Origin of the sequence: Nostoc edaphicum CCNP1411, assembly GCF_014023275.1 — a bacterium.
Taxonomy (GTDB): domain Bacteria; phylum Cyanobacteriota; class Cyanobacteriia; order Cyanobacteriales; family Nostocaceae; genus Nostoc; species Nostoc edaphicum_A.
In genome coordinates, this window is sequence record NZ_CP054698.1 from 2,488,573 (window position 1) to 2,506,407 (window position 17,835).

Consider the following 17,835-nt stretch of genomic DNA (forward strand, 5'->3'; position numbering starts at 1 on the left):
GTAGGGAATCTTGTTTTTCATATTTCAATTTCTTCAAAGTGTTCAACAGTGGGAAATGGTTCATAAAAATGATGCAGGAGTTTTTTCCACTCTTGATACTCAGCAGAATTTCTAAATCCTACAGTATGAGATTCTAAAGTTTCCCATCTGACAAGTAATAAGTATTTCCCTTGGACTTCTATACATTTATGCAATTCATGGGATAAATATCCGTCCATTGAAGAAATAATTTTAGAAGCTTTTTTGAAAGCAGCTTCAAAATCCGGTTCTAGTCCAGATTTGACATTAAGCATAACTGCCTCAAGAATCATATAACTTCGCGGTGAGAATTAAGTTAATGTTACTTAGTTTAATCTGAATGCATATCTACGACGGGCTACCCCTATGCAAACACTTTATTGAATTAAAAATAATTCTTGAAAAAATAGCTAATAGCAGCACAAAACGGAGTATATCTCCCGTTGGCATCCAGTTTTTCATAACCTTGAGCAAGTAGCTGTATTTCTGCTTCAGTTAAACCATAAGTAGCAAGCAATGCAGCGTCAATTGCTAGCCTACGCATATTTTGCAGCTTGCTGATATTGAGTGCAAGGTTTTCAATCGTTGTTTCAGCAGCAGCTTTTTTGCCTGCTTCATCTGTTGGTTGAATTTCGCCAGAAGCAGGGTATTTGAAAAAATCAGTGCAGGTTATTTCTAGAGGCGAAACCATCAGATGCTCGTCGTACCAGTTATCTTTTCTATGACCACAATGTACTGGTACTCGAGGTTGATTTTCATCTTCACCTTGACATGACACCATGATATTTGTGTATTCATAAGTCAATTGTGGATAAATACTTTTGGGTTTCAAGTGTTCAATATGGCATTCATTCCTTATGATCGAAGCACCACAGTAACAACAGATATAACCTTGTTCACACAGCAATGCATCGAACACATCATTTTTCACTGATTTTTTGAATTTTTTCCAAGGAAGTATCTTACTGCCAAGCTTATTATTCCATTTATTTAAGCTAATCGGTTTTGCAACCTTTTTTATATACTTCATCTATTGAGAATTTCCTTCCGCCGAATGAGTACATCTGCTTTAATAAACTCTGGCTCATCTGCTCCAATTTCAATAGCCAATTGTTGACGCAATTGCCTAGCACCTTCAATATTTCCAGCATCAATTAGTCGAAAAAGCTCTAAAAGACTTTCCTTAATTTCCTGCGGACGTTCTGGAACACCCATGAGGTCTTCTAAAATGCGATTGCTATCTCTCCCAAAGGAACTTTCTGGTTTTTTAGCAACAACACCTTCGTCTGTTTTTTCTAGAATAAAAATTCCTTCCGGCTTGACTTGGCTAATTACTTGAGGCGAATGAGTAGTGACGATAAATTGACAATTAGGGAATGTTCTTGTCAAAGCTGGAATAATTTCCCGTTGCCATTTGGGGTGTAAGTGTAACTCAATTTCATCAATTAAAACAACACCCTCACCTTCGAGTGGTTCTGTCAAACCTGGGTTGGCTATTGCTAATCGTCTTGCTAAATCTCCCACCATTGCCAGCAAGCATTTCTCCCCATCAGATAGCTGATTAACTATAAGTTCTTTACCTTGTTTTTGCACAGTCATTCTCATTAGCGGGGAACGACGCACGCGTAAATTAGAAAAACTCGGTATTAATGAAGATATGGCTTGCCTGACTGATTCTAATTGCCTATCTCGATAACTAGAATTATTTTCCAGGCGTAACTCATTCTCTAAATCTTCTTGTTTTTTAAACCATTCAAAGAAGATTCTAAACTCACTTCCTACTCCTGTAAGTGCGTTTTCATATACATCTATTTGTTCAAATGAATGCTTTGTGCGAATCTTCAAAGGAATATCCAACACCGCACGATTGGTAGAATAATAAACTAAGACAGGAATATTTAATTGATTAGATATATATAAATCTTTTTTGATATTTTCAGCAACCTTTGTTATAGCTGACAGGTTAGTGTTAGTATCTTTGCTTAATCCTTTATGTACCTTGGTTAGAGACCATATTGCTTCTTCAGAATTTAAGGAAACAGTGATTTCGTTATGTGTTTCCTTTTGCCCATTAGTGATATCTTCCTCTCTGAAGACTCTTCCCGAAGATGTTGAGTGTTGAATCGAGCTAGTAAAACGCGATAGAAGAATAGCAAGGCAATCAATAATACTCGATTTACCTACGCCGTTGATACCAATAAATACCGTTGGCTCTGCTTCATCGAACTCCAGGGTCAAATCGCCGATTCCACGGAAGGATTGCATTTTCAGGCGCTTGACTTTCATAGTTTTAATAAGGCTGAATATAATTTACTTGGTGGGTAATGCCCAGCCTACAGCGAATCAGAAGCAGATTTTACATAATCAACTGCAATAGGTGTGATTTTCTCGACAAGATTATTAATTACCCCTCGTTCATATTCAGTCCAAACTCTGGGATGACCAAAAATGCATGGTTGTAAAATTCCCCAGAGTTGCCCATCCTGGCGGATATGAGCATGAATAAGGGCGCGATGTCCAAAATACTTCTGTTCAAATTCCTGATTTAAGACTTGAGAATCAGCAGTTTCTACATCTTCGACAAAGATTGAAGGTTCAGCACGTAGTGCAGCCGCAAACATCGGATCATCATCTACTAAAGTTGGGGGTTGCGCTTCCCATTTTTCATTGTAGACGGTAGGTACATCTGGAGTGCGAATCCAACAAAAGGCAACTCTACCAAGGTTATTTTGTGGATTGTGCAGGTATAGAAAACATCTGTCGGATTGTAAAAAATCGCCTATGGCTGGCAATAATGCAGAAAATATAGCATCTGGTGTTTGAGATGATTCTATAATATTGCTGAGTGCAGAAGGAAGTTCTGGCTGAGTCATCTAACTAAGCTGATTTTAATTGAATAATACCTTTATCAAAAACGCGCTTATCAGTAGCGATCGCACTTACTTCTATTCTATCTGGATACACCTCATACGCTGCAAAACTCAGCTTCTCAGCAGAATGCTCTGTCCATTCTGAACGCCCGACAGGACGAGTACCTGCACCACCACCAGTAATTAAATAAGTCGTTCCATTAATAGTACGAGTGCGTTCATAATGGTGTTCGTGACCATTTATATAAACTTGAACGCCGTATTTTTGAAACAGCGGAGTAAAAGTTTTAATAAACTCTGCATTAGTCCCATAGACACCAGATGAATAAATTGGATGGTGGCCAAATACAACTTTCCAAGGAGCTTTACTAAGACTTAATTCTTTTTCTAACCAAGGTAGTTGATTTTTCCAATCAGCATTACTGTTGGTATCTAAAGCAAAAAATTGTACAGAGCCACGGCTAAATGTATAGTAGCGTCTTCCCTTCATATTAAAGCCGGCATACTTGACTTGCGGATCACCATTAGCAGTACGAATATCGTGATTACCTAAACAAGCCTGAAATTTCACACCTTGCTTTAGCAAAGCTTGATAGGGACGCTCAAAAACTGCATTAATTTTCTCGATTTCGCCGTTATTGTAAATGTTATCTCCAGCTAAAACGACTAAATCATAAGGATTTTGTTTGTGATATGCATTCATTGCTCCAGCCACAGCATACTGTCCTTTAGCTCCAGTCCCCGTATCTGCTACAGACACAAAACGTAATAACAAGTCTTTTTTGGCTGGGTTGGCGGCTATAGCTGTTGTTAAATCAGTAATATCAGCACTTTGATTATTTTGACGAACTAACATCCAGGAAAAAAATCCTGTACTAATGGCGCTGAGGCTACTTAAAAATAAAAATTGACGGCGTTTTAGTTTCATAGCTCACCAAATTTAATAAATAGTCAGATTAGCCGAAGCAATGTGCAATGAAATGATACATTAAGGCAAAAGAAGGCAGCATCAGTAATAATATACGTTGTTTGTCTTTGATTCGCTGCTTTTGGTGAAAGTTCCATGTCACAAGACAATCAGTCAAAATCGACGGATGAGCAAGTAACTCAACCTCCCCAAAAACCTTACCAGAGAGTTCAGCCATTTTGGAAGGCTAAAATTATCCAACTTCTCCGAGGAACAATTGGGGTTTTAGAAACAACGGTAGACAAACTGGAGACAGCACCCCCACCTGGTACTGAGGAAACACCCAGTGTTTTCCAGCAGCTTCAGTTGCGATGGGGTAGACTGTTAAGGACAATCCGCTTGTTTTTACCATCAAATTTGTCAACAAAGTTATCAGATACAGCTTTGACGGGAATTGTTACTGGAATTGCTGTAATTCTTGTTTGGACAACTACGACTGTCTTGACTGGTAAACCTACTGAAATAGCAGCAGTTCCCCCGGTTGAAGAGGTTCCTGTATCAACACCAACGATAACCACTCCACCAGAGTCAGTTGCACCTGAACCACAACCACCAGAGGAAATTACGCCGCCGCCAGAAGTAGAAACCACCCCAGCAACGCCGGAACCGGAACCAGAAGTAACTCCCACGCCAACGCCGACACCAATCATCGAATTGACACCAGAACAAGCCTTGATTGCAGCTATTGAAAATCAGGTAGCCGAAATTAGCGATCGCATTGCCTCTGGTCTGATAAAGTCAATTGAAGCCAACTTTCGCACGAGTAATCTTACAGTCAAAATTAGTGATGATTGGTACACTCTCCAAGAATCTCAGCAAGACAAACTAGCTGCGGAGATATTACAACGCTCTCAAGAACTTGATTTTACCCATTTAGAAATTATCGACTCCCAAAAGAGGCTAATAGCTCGTAACCCAGTTGTTGGTACTGAGATAGTGATTTTTAAACGGCAAACAACAAGTTAAAATAATTCGTAATTTAGAGGTTTAACTTTAAGTATTTATGTTAGACAACGTTTCTCTATTGCTGCAAGCTTGTAACAATTTAAACATCAGCTATGAAGTTATTCATCCTGCTGAAAACTTAATCAAAATAAAACTCAATAATAAACCCCATTATTTTTGTAACTATAGCACTCCGTTGATTAATCAAGCAGTATCACATCTTATGAAAGATAAGGAATACACTTACCATGTTTTAAATAAAAAAGTTAAACTTCCTCGGACAATAGGTTTTCTTTCTCCTTTTTGTGACATAGAGTATAAAATTTACTTAAAATTTCCAACTATTCAAAATATCGTATTAGAAATAAAAGAAAATTTTGAAACGCCAGTGATTGTTAAAAGAAATTCTGGCTCTAGCGGACATAACGTCTTTTTATGTCAGAATCAAGATGAAATCGAAAATGCTTTAAAAGAAATTTTTAATGTCAATTTTAAAAAGTATGATTATGTCGCTCTTGCTCAAGAATTTATTGACATAAAATCTGAATATAGAGCAGTTTTCTTAAATAAAGAGTTAGTTTTGCTCTATGAAAAAGATATAAGTAATGCAGAGTTTGCAGGGAATCTTAGCCCTCTGCACTGGAATGGTGCAAAAGCAAAGTATATTAACGATCCACAAATATTGTCAGATATTGCTAATTTTGCTAAACCAGTTTTTGAAGAATTAGACCTTGATTATGGTGGCTTAGATATCGTATTAGACCGAGATAATCAATATTGGTTAATTGAAATCAATTCTCACCCAAATTTTAGCATTTTTACTAGAGACAATGGAGAGGAACATGTGCTGAAAATTTTTGAAAAAATGATAATTAGCCTAGCTTCAAAATAACACCGTCTAATTGTTTCTCCAGCGCTGAAGCCTCCAGCAAGAACTGCCTTCTTCAACCAAGATTGAAACATTATTATGCTATCACCGCATTTTACTTGAGAAAAATCACACATCGCGTTAGTCTTCATTGACGTAACTGCACGCTGTAACATCAGGTGATGACAAATCAACTCTCCCCGAAAATTCCCTCTTGTACTTGGAGCCGTCCTATCGGCTTAGGCTGGGACAAACCTTATACCGTCCGCTACGCAAGTAATATTGATGATGGCCCTTGGCATGGTACGCCTTTAGGTGGCTTTGGTGCAGGTTGCATTGGTCGTTCTTCACGGGGAGATTTCAACCTGTGGCATATCGACGGTGGTGAACATACCTTCAAAAACGTTCCCGCTTGTCAATTCAGTGTGTTTGAATCCAATGGTACATCTTCCCAAGCCTACGCTTTGTCTACGCAAGCACCCGATGATAGCACTCTCCAAGCTTGGCAGTGGTATCCGACACTTGCCGACACAAAAGGAACGGGCAATTATCACGCGCTATACCCACGTAGCTGGTTTGTGTATGAAAATGTATTTCAAGCACAGTTGACTTGTGAGCAGTTTTCACCAGTCTGGGCAGGTAATTATCAAGAAACTAGCTACCCTGTGGCACTATTCCTCTGGAATGCCCACAACCCCAAAGATGCACCTATTACTCTCAGCATTATGCTGACTTGGCAAAATATGGTGGGCTGGTTTACTAATGCCCTCAAATCTCCCCAAGTGCAAGTGCGCGATGATGGTAGTCCGGTTTACGAATACCAACCACGCTGGGGCGAAAGTCAAGGAAACTATAACCAAATAGTTGAAAATACACAACAGTTTGGTTGTGTATTAGGTCGGGTTGGTAGTGATGCTTTGCAAGAAGGTGACGGAACTTGGTGTATTGCGACGCTGAAACATCCCCAAGTTGAATTATTCCACCACACCCGCTGGAATCCAGAAGGAACGGGTGAGGAAATATGGGAAAGCTTTGCTAAAGATGGTTCTTTGCCTAATTATCTAGATCCGACTCCAGCAATAGATAATACACAATTAGGGGCTGCGATCGCACTCCGTTTCACTCTCCAACCAGGCGAAACTCTCGAAATCCCCTTTGTCCTGGCTTGGGATTTACCCATTACAGAATTTGCGGCTGGGGTTGATTATTATCGCAGATATACAGACTTTTTTGGTAAAAGTGGAAATAATGCTTGGGCGATCGCATCGACTGCGTTACAAGAATACCAAACCTGGCGATCGCAAATTCAAAGTTGGCAAAAACCGATTCTCGACCGAGAAGATTTACCCGACTGGTTTAAAATGGCTCTATTTAATGAGCTTTATGACCTCACCAGCGGCGGTACTCTCTGGAGTGCAGCATCAGAACTTGACCCCATCGGTCAGTTTGCGGTGCTGGAGTGCTTAGATTACCGCTGGTATGAAAGTCTAGATGTGCGGTTGTATGGCTCTTTTGCCCTGCTGATGCTATTTCCAGAATTAGAAAAGTCGGTGATTCGGGCATTTGCACGGGCGATTCCTCAAGGTGATGATACTCCCCGAATCATTGGTTATTACATGACAATTAAGGCAGAAAGCCCGATTGCAGTTCGTAAAGTCGCAGGTGCAACACCCCACGATTTAGGCGCACCCAACGAACACGTTTGGGAGAAAACTAACTACACCAGCTATCAAGACTGCAATTTGTGGAAAGATTTGGGTAGTGATTTTGTCTTGCAAGTGTACCGTGATTTTCTGCTCACGGGTGCTGACGATGTAGAATTCTTGGCAGATTGTTGGAATGCGATCGTTCAAACCCTTGACTACCTGAAAACTTTTGACCTTGATGGCGATGGGATTCCCGAAAATTCTGGTGCGCCTGACCAAACCTTTGATGATTGGCGGTTACAGGGTGTCAGCGCCTATTGTGGTGGATTGTGGTTGGCGGCGCTGGAGGCTGCGATCGCAATTAGCGATATTTTATTAACTTACCAGACAGGTAACACAACAGAGTTGGCGGCGCAAAAATCCATCTATGAAACTTGGTTACAACAATCTCTTCCTATTTACCAAGAAAAACTCTGGAATGGGCAATATTACAAACTTGATAGTGAAAGTGGTTCCGATGTGGTGATGGCAGATCAATTGTGCGGACAGTTTTATGCCCGTCTGCTGGATTTACCTGATATTGTACCGAGCGATCGCGCCCTTTCTGCCCTAAACACTGTTTATGATGCCTGCTTTTTGAAATTCTGCAATGGTGAGTTTGGTGCTGCTAATGGTGTTCGTCCTGACGGTTCACCAGAAAATCCCCAAGCTACTCACCCCCTAGAAGTTTGGACAGGGATAAACTTTGGGCTGGCGGCTTTTCTCGTGCAGATGGGAATGAAGGATGAAGCGTTAAGGTTAACGCAAGCTGTGGTGCAGCAAATTTATGAAAATGGTCTGCAATTTCGCACACCTGAAGCTATCACCGCAGCGGGTACTTTCCGCGCTAGCACTTACCTGCGACCAATGGCGATTTGGGGAATTTACTTAGTTATTAATTGATTAACGGTCAAAGCCATTCTCGTTTTCATGCAACACACGTAGGGGTATACAGCTACCCCTACCAACAGTCATATTCCATGTATAATACGCACGTTGCCAAATTTAGCCCATCTTCATCTGAGAAGGCAGAGTCTAGATTTGTGATTCTATTTTCCGAGTGTTTCCGGAAGTGAAGGAAAATTACAGTAATGGTAAGAGTTGAAGGATTGAGAATTCAAGACTACTGTTTCAAAAAATGCAAATATTACTAGCTTTAGCGATAAATATTGCTAATATTTCCCAGACTATGTTCACAATCAAAGGCTAGGTTATGGCATTCCTATTCCTTTACTCAACAACAAAGTTCACCAGATCGTCGTGCTACGTGCTTGGCAATGATTAGCCAATACTGGAGCTTATGTTTAAACTTCTACACTTTGCGTCAGTTAGCGCGGGTAGATTATAGAAGTCTATCTCTCCAGGGTTTAGCAAAAGCAGCCCAAACTTTGGGATATGAAGCGCTATTAGTGAGGGCGAGTCTTAGTAAGCTGGACTCACATTATAACCCACGGATAGCTTATTGGCAAGAAATTCATTATATAGTTGTCTGGAGAGTTAAGAGCGATCGCATATTGATTTCCCAACCATAGGCAAGGCGTGGCTTTCGCATCCAGAGTTTGAAGTTAGCTCAACAGGATAAAGCTTCTTTTCCCTTAATGTCTTTGCCATCAGCTTCCTGATTTTGGATATTTGGCGCATTACCTTAACAGCGCAGTGTTCTAGACCGAGATATTCTTGTTGAGCAAGGCATTCATGAATAACTCATGGTAATTGGTGTTTTTACTACTATTTAGTCTAACTACCACTACATTTTTAATCTCAATTTTATAAATCTTTTAAAGATTAATACATAAAAAATTTACTACTAAATCAGCTTAATAATATTCTGTGTTAGCTGCTTTATCTCTATTACAAAATTATTTAATCTTGTACAGCCTTAGTCTGCGACATCTTTTTTGGTAAAAGTATCCAGCTATGGTCGTTTTACTTGTAATGATGATAATTAAAACTATAAGACTATTATTTATTTTTGAAATATAAGTAGGGTGCATTACGATCTGCTAACACACCCTACAAGAGTACTGAGATTCTTTAAACAACTTACGATTCCTATATCTATATATTTATTATCCATAGCCAGTAATTTTATTTTAAAACTAGGCTATCTATAATTGCTGACTGATAATCATGAAATATTCATGATCAGTTTACGGCGATTTCATGTAGACATGCTGAAGCTGTAGTTCTTGTAAATCAAGAAATACAAGGCTAATAGATATAATCCTCTAATTGAACCTATTGAAAAATAGGTTCAAAGCTATAGCTGTTAAGACTTTCTCTTCTCTATTTTTTACTATTTTTAGAAGTTGTTTTACATCATACTTAGTGGTAATATCTTTTAGTGACTCGACAATACTAAAGGGTTTAAATTGATATTGTGTGAGGGGTAAGACCCCTCATGAATTAGCAAAGAGGGACAAAAGTAAAAGTTGCACAAGACACAAGTAAGTATCAGAATACATTCAGTAAATTTAGCTTATAAATCTGCTAACTTAGTAGATGACATTAACGACAAAAAATAGTATAAATACGAATGACGTTGTTAACGGTCAAAGATAAATAAATTTTCTCCACTATCCAAAAAAATATGCGATTTTCCCGGAAAATGCCTAATTCAACAGTAGTAAGAAATACAACCGTTTGAACAGAGAAAATTTATTGAATTAGGAGTTGAGAAAGTTTAAGAAGATAAAACTACATCTACCAATAATCACACTAAGATTTTGTCCTATCAGTCACACGAGAAGACAAAAGATAAATTTTGAACTTTCACTTACTAACAAGTAAAAGCTACAGTTTCCTCCATTCATTGGAGGGAATCTGGATAATTAAGACTGAGCAGCCAACAAACTTGATTAAAAACAATCAAGTTTTTAATCAAAGGTCAGTTCATGGAAAGAATCATCAGCCTGAGTCTTTACCGCTCAAAGCTGCAAGAGTCAATCAGAGCTTGGGAAAGTTATGTATACGTCTGTTGATTGATGAATTCTCATCTCTTGTCAACATCCAACACAGTCCCATTGCTGATAATTTCCGAGAAGCGATTCAACAGCTGCAAAAGGCTAGTGCAGTCTGTACACCTCAATTGAAACAGCAACAATCGCAGAACCTGAACTAGTTTACTTCATCCCAGATAAATAAAAACTATGATGAATCAAGACATTGCTGGCATTAGTAGCAACTTAGATAAGACAGTCAAGGCTCAACAATTTGACAAAGTAGTTGAAGCAATTCTTGCTGGGAAGTATTCCTGGGCATGTGTTTTAATGCTGAGATTTGGTGGTTATAATCCTCTCCATTACATTCCATATCGCACCTACAATCGATTGCTCAAAGAAAACTCTCAAGCTAACAGAACAAAACAACAGCAAAGTGAAAATCTAAAAATGCTGAAACACGCTAATGATTCAAGGTCTGATAGTAATGTATCATCAAGCTGCTTAAGCAAAATTAAAGACCTAGCTTATCTGGAAGTAGTTGGAAAGAAAAAAACAGAAATCCGTGGTGGTAGTTTAGACCAGAGATTGGCACAGCACATTAACGAACATCAATCAAGCAAGTCACCATTAAAACCAGAGAATGCTCAAGACATTTCCTTGAAATCTTGTGGATTCAATTAAAAAATATTTTGAATCACTAGATTCTGCCCTAGAGGTGATTAAGTCTCTGAGAACCTGCTGTGCTAATTTAAAATTTATAGCATGGCAGGTTTTCTATAGCACTGATGAATTTGATAATTCTTTGCAAAAATCTGCCAAAATGGCAAATATATACTGACAGTATTGGTAAACTAATAACAACTACAACTTAAACCAACATAGAGGTGATTGGCAAGCAAGTTAATTTTAAAAAATAAAATCAATGATTAGTTCTGACTATGAAATAAATCAAACTGATTACAAAAGTAGTCAGCGTTTCATGGAGTAAATAACTCCTAAACCAAGACTGATGATCTAACCGTTGCTACTGGTGGTTCTATTTTTGAGGAAGTTTGAGCAAAGAGAATTTGGGGAGGTGGATTCCCCCAATCCAAATTTTATACAGCTTTAACCGACTGCAGACGGTGCAAGTGATGCTTATAAAACTCCCTATCCTGTGCTTGATGTTGCTTTAGTTAATAAAGCAAACGCTTAACATCAATACCAGGAACAGAAATAGAAAAGTTACGGTGAAATCGCTTTATTGACTGGTAGAACTAATAGCTCATACGCTTCTCTTTTAACTATTGTAATCCTAGTCCTCCCAACCTGGATTAACTCTGGTTTCTAAACTTTCAATTTATATAGTAACTACTGGAGGTTCAAAACTTGAATAGCTTCCAGTTTTTTTATTTACACATAAAAAAGGTGAGCAATTTGCCCACCTTTTTTTGTGGAGAATAGTTAATCCAAAAATGGATTAAACCTTAGCTAATTCTGGGCTAGGACGCTTGCTGTTGCGAATTGCTGTAATGGCTTCAGCATAATCCTTAGCGTTAAATACAGCGGAACCTGCGACAACTGCATTGGCTCCCGCTTCCAAAACTTGCCAGGTATTGTTTGCCTTCAGTCCTCCATCCACTTCAATCCAAGGGTCAAGACCGCGTTCGTCACACATTTGGCGAAGCTTGCGGATTTTGGGTAACACACCAGGGATAAAGCTTTGACCACCAAAACCAGGGTTGACGCTCATAATCAGTACTAAATCGCACAATTCTAGAACGTATTCAATTAGCTCTAGAGGGGTACCAGGATTCAGTACAACTCCAGCTTTCTTACCAAGCTCTTTAATTTGCCCCAAGGTGCGGTGTAGGTGTGGGGAAGCGTTATGCTCTGCATGTACGGAGATAATATCCGCACCTGCCTTAGCAAATCCCTCTACATACTTTTCTGGTTCCACAATCATCAAGTGGACATCCAGTGGCTTGGTGGTAACCGGACGAATCGCCTCCACAACCAGAGGGCCTATCGTAATATTAGGTACAAAACGACCGTCCATTACATCAACATGAATCCAATCTGCTCCAGCCGCGTCTATGGCGCGAATTTCATCACCCAGACGACTAAAATCGGCTGATAGGATAGATGGAGCAATTACAATGGGCTTTTGAGATAGGTTTTGGGTCATGGCTAGTGGGTTTTTAAGCGTCCTCGTCTGTACGCATTGTAACAAAACATTGAGCAAGACTCATAATTTTGGATTTTAGATTTTAGATTTTTCCTTCAATCCAAAATCCAAAATTCAAAATCTAAAATTGAATGACTAATAACTAATGACTAATGACTAAAAAACTAACCTGGATAATTTTGGGATTAAGTGCTTCTTGTTTGAGTGTGCCGGTAATTGCTTCAGCTTTAGAATCTGCACTGGGAACTAACGGCATTGATGCTCTGAAGCTACACCAACCTCCTTATAATTTAATTGGTCGTAAGATTGCTATTGGTCAAGTAGAAATTGGCCGACCGGGAATGTTTGGGTGGGATAAGGCGGTGTCTAAGAATCGTGCTATATCATTAGCGGCGGTATTCTTACGCAATGGGCCAGCTAAGTCTAATAGCGGTGTTGACCCTCACGCCTACAATGTTGCTGGTGTCATGGTGAGTCAAGACAAAGCTTTGCCGGGAGTTGCTCCGGGAGCGCGGCTGTATTCATCGGCGGTGGGTTCCACTAAAAATATGGGTCAACCAGAAGAGTGCTTATCGGCCCAGCACATAGCGCTACAAAATAGTGGTGATGTCCGTGCCATTAACTTTAGCTTTGGTGAACCTCTGAGCCGCGATCCTAGACCGGAGGCTACTTTAGACGGCAATGCTTTACTAACTTTATGTGTTGACTGGTCTAGTCGCGTTCACGATGTTTTGTATGCGATCGCAGGCAACCAAGGTAAGGGCGGTATTCCCATCCCTACAGATAATTTTAACGGAATGAACGTGGCTTTTTCATCCCGCCGAGGGGGAGTTTTTAACAAAGTAGACGTGGCTAATCTGGCGGGTGCTAACCAAGGAGTGAGTGGAAGGCTAGCTGGAAAGGAATTTAATATTGATGGGCGTCGCGCTATCAGTTTAGTTGCTCCTGGAAATAACCTACCTTTGCTCAATCCAGATGGCAAATTGAACAAAGTGACAGGTACGAGTTTTGCAGCGCCTCAAGTTACGGCTACTGTTGCTGTGTTGCAAGAACTTGCTGACCGACAGATGCGGACAAAACAACGCAACTGGAGCATTGATGCTCGGCGTCATCAAGTCATGAAAGCTGTATTACTGAATTCAGCAGACAAAATTTTAGATAGCGGTGATGGCTTGCGCTTGGGAATGACTCGGACACTAATTGATAAACAAAATCAAAGCTGGCTAGATTCTGATGCTTACAAAGATTCAAAGATTCCCTTAGATGCCCAAATGGGAGCAGGTCATTTAAATGTATCTCGCGCTTATCAGCAATTTAGTGCTGGTAAATGGCAAGCATCAGGTGCGGTGCCGGCTATTGGTTGGGATTATCGCACAGTCGATGTTGGCGCTTCTGTGGATTATATATTAGCAAAACCGTTAAAGCAGGGGAGCTTTGTTGCTGTGACCCTGAGTTGGGATCGATTGGTGGAACTCAACGATAAAAATAAAAACCAGCAATATGATGTGGGCGAAAATTTTCGCGATCGCGGTTTGAACAATCTCGATCTTTATCTGGTAAAATCTGATGCTCCAAATTCAGATGCTGGTGCTGTTTGCTCCTCAATCAGCCAAATCGATAGTGTAGAACATATTTTCTGCCCAGTTGCGGCTACTGGCAATTACAAAATCCGCGTCCAGTTTCGTCAAAAGCTCAATGAAGCGACTCAACCCTATAGTTTAGCTTGGTGGAGTGTACCTATCAATTGAAATAGGGACGCACAGCCGTGCGTCCCTACGAAAATTGTGTATTTCATACCATTGAGAAACGTTTATTCTATCTATCAGAATCCAACACAAGTGGTTATTTTGTGATTACGTAGCTTACAATACGTTTGTGTCTAAAATAGAAAAACTCCTAGAAATCAAAGTTTTTCATAACTCGTCTGCATAGCCGCCTCAATTAGGAATTAGCAACTCTCAGAAGTTGTGTTTAATTGCTCTCAATCACTAACTTGTTGTTACAGAAACTGTAACAGCCGATTTTTCTATTAGAGCAAATGCAATAGTTAATCATTGACACAGTATCTGCGTCAACTCTAAGCACAGAACGGGAATCTTTGGCAAGTGAGGTAGCAGAATGAATCGGCAGAAGTTTAGTGATGCAAAAGAAAATTTCCTGCAAAGACGTTACGGTGTTAGTCTGGGCAGACGTTATGCTTTGGCAGCTGCAAGTGTTGTTCTATTCAGTGTATTAGGGTGTTCTCAAGTCGAGAGTAATAAAAGTGCCCTTGCCCAATCTAGTTTACCTCAGCCAGAAAATCCATTGCAAAAAAAAACAGTCAATACGGATACAAAAATCGTTGAGTCTAGCAATAAGTTTGGCTTCAAACTGTTTTCAGAAGTTCTGAAAAATGATCAAGGTGAGAATAATGTTTTTATCTCACCTTCGAGTGTCGCGATCGCTCTTGCTATGACCTACAACGGTGCTAGTGGCTCGACTCAACAAGCAATGGCAAAAACTCTGGAATTACAGGGGATAAATCTACCAGCAATCAACTCTTCTTACGCGGCGGCATTAAAGCAGCTTTTAGACAATTCGGATGCGAAAGTGCAACTGAATATCGCTAACTCACTTTGGGCAAATCAAGATGTTAGCTTTGCGCCAGACTTCCTTAAAAGAACCCAGGATTTCTATCAAGCTAAAGTCAGCAATTTAAACTTTAAAGATGCCGCCGCATCTAGTACTATCAATAATTGGGTAAAAGAAAATACTAATGGCAAAATTAATAAAATAGTTGAAAAAATTGAACCAAACCAAGTTTTATTTCTGATTAATGCCATATATTTTAAAGGTAATTGGAGTAACGAGTTTGACCAAGCACAAACTGCTCAACACCCTTTTTACATCACATCTAGCAGGCAAAAACAACACCCAATGATGTCACAGAAGGGTGACTATAGATACTATGAAAGCGAACAATTTCAGGCTGTTAGTTTACCTTACGGTCAAGATGGTAAAGTCAGTTTTTACATTTTCCTACCCAAAGAAAACTCTAACCTCAAAACTTTCTATCAAAACTTGAATGTTGAGAACTGGGAAAAATGGATGACTCAGTTCAACAAACAAGAAGGATTTATTCGCTTACCCCGCTTCAAAACAGATTATGACGTTACACTCAATGATGCCTTGAAAACTTTAGGCATGGAAGAGGCTTTCAGTAACAAAGCCAATTTTTCTGGCATGGGTAAAAATTTTGCCATTAGCCAAGTTAAACATAAAACTTTTGTCGAAGTGAACGAAGAAGGAACCGAAGCGGCTGCGGCTACTTCAGTGGGAATAGTAGCAACATCTTTGAGAGATGAGCCAGAACCATTCCGAATGATTGTTGACCGTCCCTTCTTCTGTGCGATTAGGGATAATCAGACGGGAAGTATTTTGTTTATGGGTTCCATCATCGAGCCGCAGTGAGAAAATCTCCTGCCTCCTTCAATTAGGGTAATGTCGCTTCAGAAATGCTTAGAGTGTTTTTACCGTCAGCTTTCGGGGATTCATTTGCGGTAAGGGATGCAGCTGTAGCGGTGTCGTTTGTCTCGCTACCAAGACGCAAGGCGCTTAAAGCAGTCTTAATGACTACAGCGGTGGGTACTGCCACAATTACACCCAACAGTCCACCAATTCTTGCCCCTGTCAAGACCGAAATTAAAATCCAAACTGGATTTAAACCTGTAAAGCTGCCTAAAATTCGGGGGGCGATTAAGTTTTCAAGAATTTGCTGTATGATTACTGCTGCTATCAACACTCTCACACCCATTGAGAAATCTTGTAACGCTACCAATAGTGTAGTCAGAGCGATGCCCACAGAACCGCCAAAGGGGACAAGAGCCATGAGTCCAATGGTTAGTCCGAATAGCAGCCCAAATGGCACTTTCAGCCACAAAAAGGTAGGAATTAGGGCTGAGGCCATACAGGTAGATAAAATCAACTGGGTGATGAAGAAATTTTGGAAGCTGAGGCGGACTGTTTGAGAGAAAGGATCGCGAAATTTATTCGGTAGCCATTCGACTAAGCTTTGCCAAAGTTCACCGCCATGTTGTAAAAGATAGAAGGTCAGAACCATCGTTAAGAGAATATCTAGCAGACTAGTAACTGTGAGTACAGCCAGATTTAAAACTTGTCCAGCGATCGCTTGCAATTGTCCTTTGACGCGATCGTTGATTTGCACAACCAAAGCATCAAGGTTAATCGGTAAGCCAAAAGTCTCAGCTTTTTCGTTTAATATCATTAACTGAGAGCGTCCAGAGTCAATTAACTCTGGCAAACGAGCCACCAGTTGTTGAGCTTGGGTAAGGGCCAGAGGAAAAAGTGTCACACCCAACGCCAATAAAATCGATAAAGCCAAGAGAAATACTAGGATAGCGACTTGCTCTCGCCTTGCACCATGATGCTCCATCCAACTCACGGGGTAGTTGAGCAGAAATGCTAGCACTGAGGCTCCAACTAAAATCACTATGAGAGAATGAAAATAATTAAAAAATACCGAAAGTGCCCAACCATTGAGAACTAGCAGCGGAACGAATAGCGCGATCGCCCCGATTCGCGCTATGGGAGTGAATGTTTGCCACCAGTCGAGTAGCTTGCGTGTCTGCATTTTGAGCTGATTGCGGAATAGAACTAAGTTAAATCTTTCTTTACAGCTTATTATCTCTAAATATATGAGTCTTATTCATCCTTCTAGTTTAGGAGTTAGACTAACCCCAATGAATAATTTTGAGCCGAAAGAGAATGGGGAGTGGGGAGCAGGGGAGCAGAGGAGCAGGGGAGCAGAGGAGCAGGGAGAGAATAATAATGCCCAATGCCCTATGCCCAATGCCCCATGCCCTATGCCCAAAACACAATTACTTTTATATTTGGTTCCGATTATTGGCTTTTTCCCATCCTTGTGGACACTCTATCGGGGCCAGGGTAGTCGGGAACAAGTTGCTATTAGTCGTCTGTCTATTACTTTGGCACTTACTTGGCTGTTAGGATATCTATTATTAACTACCGGAACAGCAACTTCAGATTTTTTTCCGCTACGTCTATTTATCCTGAATAGTTTTCTCACATCTGGTTATTTTTTAGTAAGTGTCTGGTTGATTTTGCGCCTGATGCAAGGCAAATCTGGTCGTTTACCAGGGTTTAGTAATTTAGCAGAACGAGTGTTTGGCAAGTATTTATCTTAATTTTTTAGAGTGATAATTTGTCAGTATTTTTACGTATTTCTAAAAATTTACGATTGATTTATCCATATATCTAGTCAAATCCAGTTTATTATTGCCATACTTCAATAAAACATCTCTAGATTGGCCCAAAATAAAGAAAAATGTTGCTATAAGTGTTGTGGTTGACACT

The 17,835-nt window shown here is 40.0% G+C and carries 16 protein-coding genes; 9 read left to right on the forward strand and 7 right to left on the reverse strand.

Going from position 1 to position 17,835, the window contains the following annotated elements; all coding sequences use genetic code 11:
* Positions 1–17 precede the first annotated feature (17 nt).
* The 5 genes from HUN01_RS12820 to HUN01_RS12840 form a co-directional block, all read right to left on the reverse strand.
* Positions 18–311, reverse strand: a complete 294-nt coding sequence (locus HUN01_RS12820) for an antibiotic biosynthesis monooxygenase family protein (RefSeq protein ID WP_181931592.1) — start codon at positions 309–311, stop codon at positions 18–20.
* A 92-nt stretch (positions 312–403) separates the two neighbouring features.
* Positions 404–1,048 carry a retron system putative HNH endonuclease gene (locus HUN01_RS12825; protein WP_181931593.1) on the reverse strand — a complete coding sequence of 215 codons (645 nt, stop codon included), beginning with the start codon at positions 1,046–1,048 and terminating at the stop codon, positions 404–406.
* On the reverse strand, positions 1,045–2,304 hold the full coding sequence (locus tag HUN01_RS12830; protein WP_181931594.1) for an AAA family ATPase: 1,260 nt from the start codon (positions 2,302–2,304) through the stop codon (positions 1,045–1,047). The genes HUN01_RS12825 and HUN01_RS12830 overlap by 4 nt, the downstream gene beginning before the upstream one ends.
* Positions 2,305–2,351: 47 nt before the next feature.
* A complete protein-coding gene (locus HUN01_RS12835) occupies positions 2,352–2,891 on the reverse strand; it encodes a GAF domain-containing protein (protein WP_181931595.1) in 540 nt (179 codons plus the stop codon).
* 4 nt (positions 2,892–2,895) lie between these two features.
* Entirely contained in the window at positions 2,896–3,816 is a 921-nt protein-coding gene (locus HUN01_RS12840) for a metallophosphoesterase family protein (protein ID WP_181931596.1), read from the reverse strand.
* Between the two features lie 135 nt (positions 3,817–3,951).
* Between HUN01_RS12840 and HUN01_RS12845 the strand changes: the two genes are divergently transcribed.
* The 6 genes from HUN01_RS12845 (at position 3,952) to HUN01_RS12870 (ending at position 10,976) form a co-directional block, all read left to right on the forward strand.
* A complete protein-coding gene (locus HUN01_RS12845) occupies positions 3,952–4,821 on the forward strand; it encodes a hypothetical protein (RefSeq protein WP_181931597.1) in 870 nt (289 codons plus the stop codon).
* A 37-nt stretch (positions 4,822–4,858) separates the two neighbouring features.
* A complete protein-coding gene (locus tag HUN01_RS12850; protein ID WP_181931598.1) occupies positions 4,859–5,692 on the forward strand; it encodes an ATP-grasp domain-containing protein in 834 nt (277 codons plus the stop codon).
* A gap of 158 nt (positions 5,693–5,850) precedes the next feature.
* Positions 5,851–8,256 (forward strand): GH116 family glycosyl hydrolase, encoded by a 2,406-nt coding sequence (locus HUN01_RS12855; protein ID WP_181931599.1) that lies wholly within the window; start codon positions 5,851–5,853, stop codon positions 8,254–8,256.
* A gap of 374 nt (positions 8,257–8,630) precedes the next feature.
* Positions 8,631–8,885 carry a cysteine peptidase family C39 domain-containing protein gene (locus HUN01_RS35340; protein ID WP_238846238.1) on the forward strand — a complete coding sequence of 85 codons (255 nt, stop codon included), beginning with the start codon at positions 8,631–8,633 and terminating at the stop codon, positions 8,883–8,885.
* 1,322 nt (positions 8,886–10,207) lie between these two features.
* Positions 10,208–10,474, forward strand: coding sequence for a hypothetical protein (locus HUN01_RS12865; protein ID WP_181931600.1), 267 nt, complete (start codon positions 10,208–10,210; stop codon positions 10,472–10,474).
* Positions 10,475–10,505: 31 nt separating this feature from the next.
* A complete protein-coding gene (locus tag HUN01_RS12870) occupies positions 10,506–10,976 on the forward strand; it encodes a HetP family heterocyst commitment protein (protein ID WP_181932673.1) in 471 nt (156 codons plus the stop codon).
* Positions 10,977–11,754: 778 nt separating this feature from the next.
* Here HUN01_RS12870 and rpe read toward each other — a convergent pair.
* Positions 11,755–12,462 (reverse strand): ribulose-phosphate 3-epimerase, encoded by a 708-nt coding sequence (gene rpe, locus HUN01_RS12875; protein WP_069069288.1) that lies wholly within the window; start codon positions 12,460–12,462, stop codon positions 11,755–11,757.
* Between the two features lie 152 nt (positions 12,463–12,614).
* On the opposite strand from rpe, the gene HUN01_RS12880 reads away from it, so the two are divergent.
* Positions 12,615–14,210, forward strand: a complete 1,596-nt coding sequence (locus HUN01_RS12880; protein WP_181931601.1) for a S8 family serine peptidase — start codon at positions 12,615–12,617, stop codon at positions 14,208–14,210.
* A 370-nt stretch (positions 14,211–14,580) separates the two neighbouring features.
* Positions 14,581–15,912 (forward strand): serpin family protein, encoded by a 1,332-nt coding sequence (locus HUN01_RS12885; RefSeq protein ID WP_181931602.1) that lies wholly within the window; start codon positions 14,581–14,583, stop codon positions 15,910–15,912.
* A 22-nt stretch (positions 15,913–15,934) separates the two neighbouring features.
* Here HUN01_RS12885 and HUN01_RS12890 read toward each other — a convergent pair whose 3' ends face one another.
* Positions 15,935–17,092 carry an AI-2E family transporter gene (locus tag HUN01_RS12890; protein WP_181931603.1) on the reverse strand — a complete coding sequence of 386 codons (1,158 nt, stop codon included), beginning with the start codon at positions 17,090–17,092 and terminating at the stop codon, positions 15,935–15,937.
* 211 nt (positions 17,093–17,303) lie between these two features.
* Between HUN01_RS12890 and HUN01_RS12895 the strand changes: the two genes are divergently transcribed.
* Complete coding sequence (locus tag HUN01_RS12895; protein WP_181932674.1) at positions 17,304–17,666, forward strand: hypothetical protein; 363 nt, start codon at positions 17,304–17,306, stop codon at positions 17,664–17,666.
* Positions 17,667–17,835: the final 169 nt, after the last annotated feature.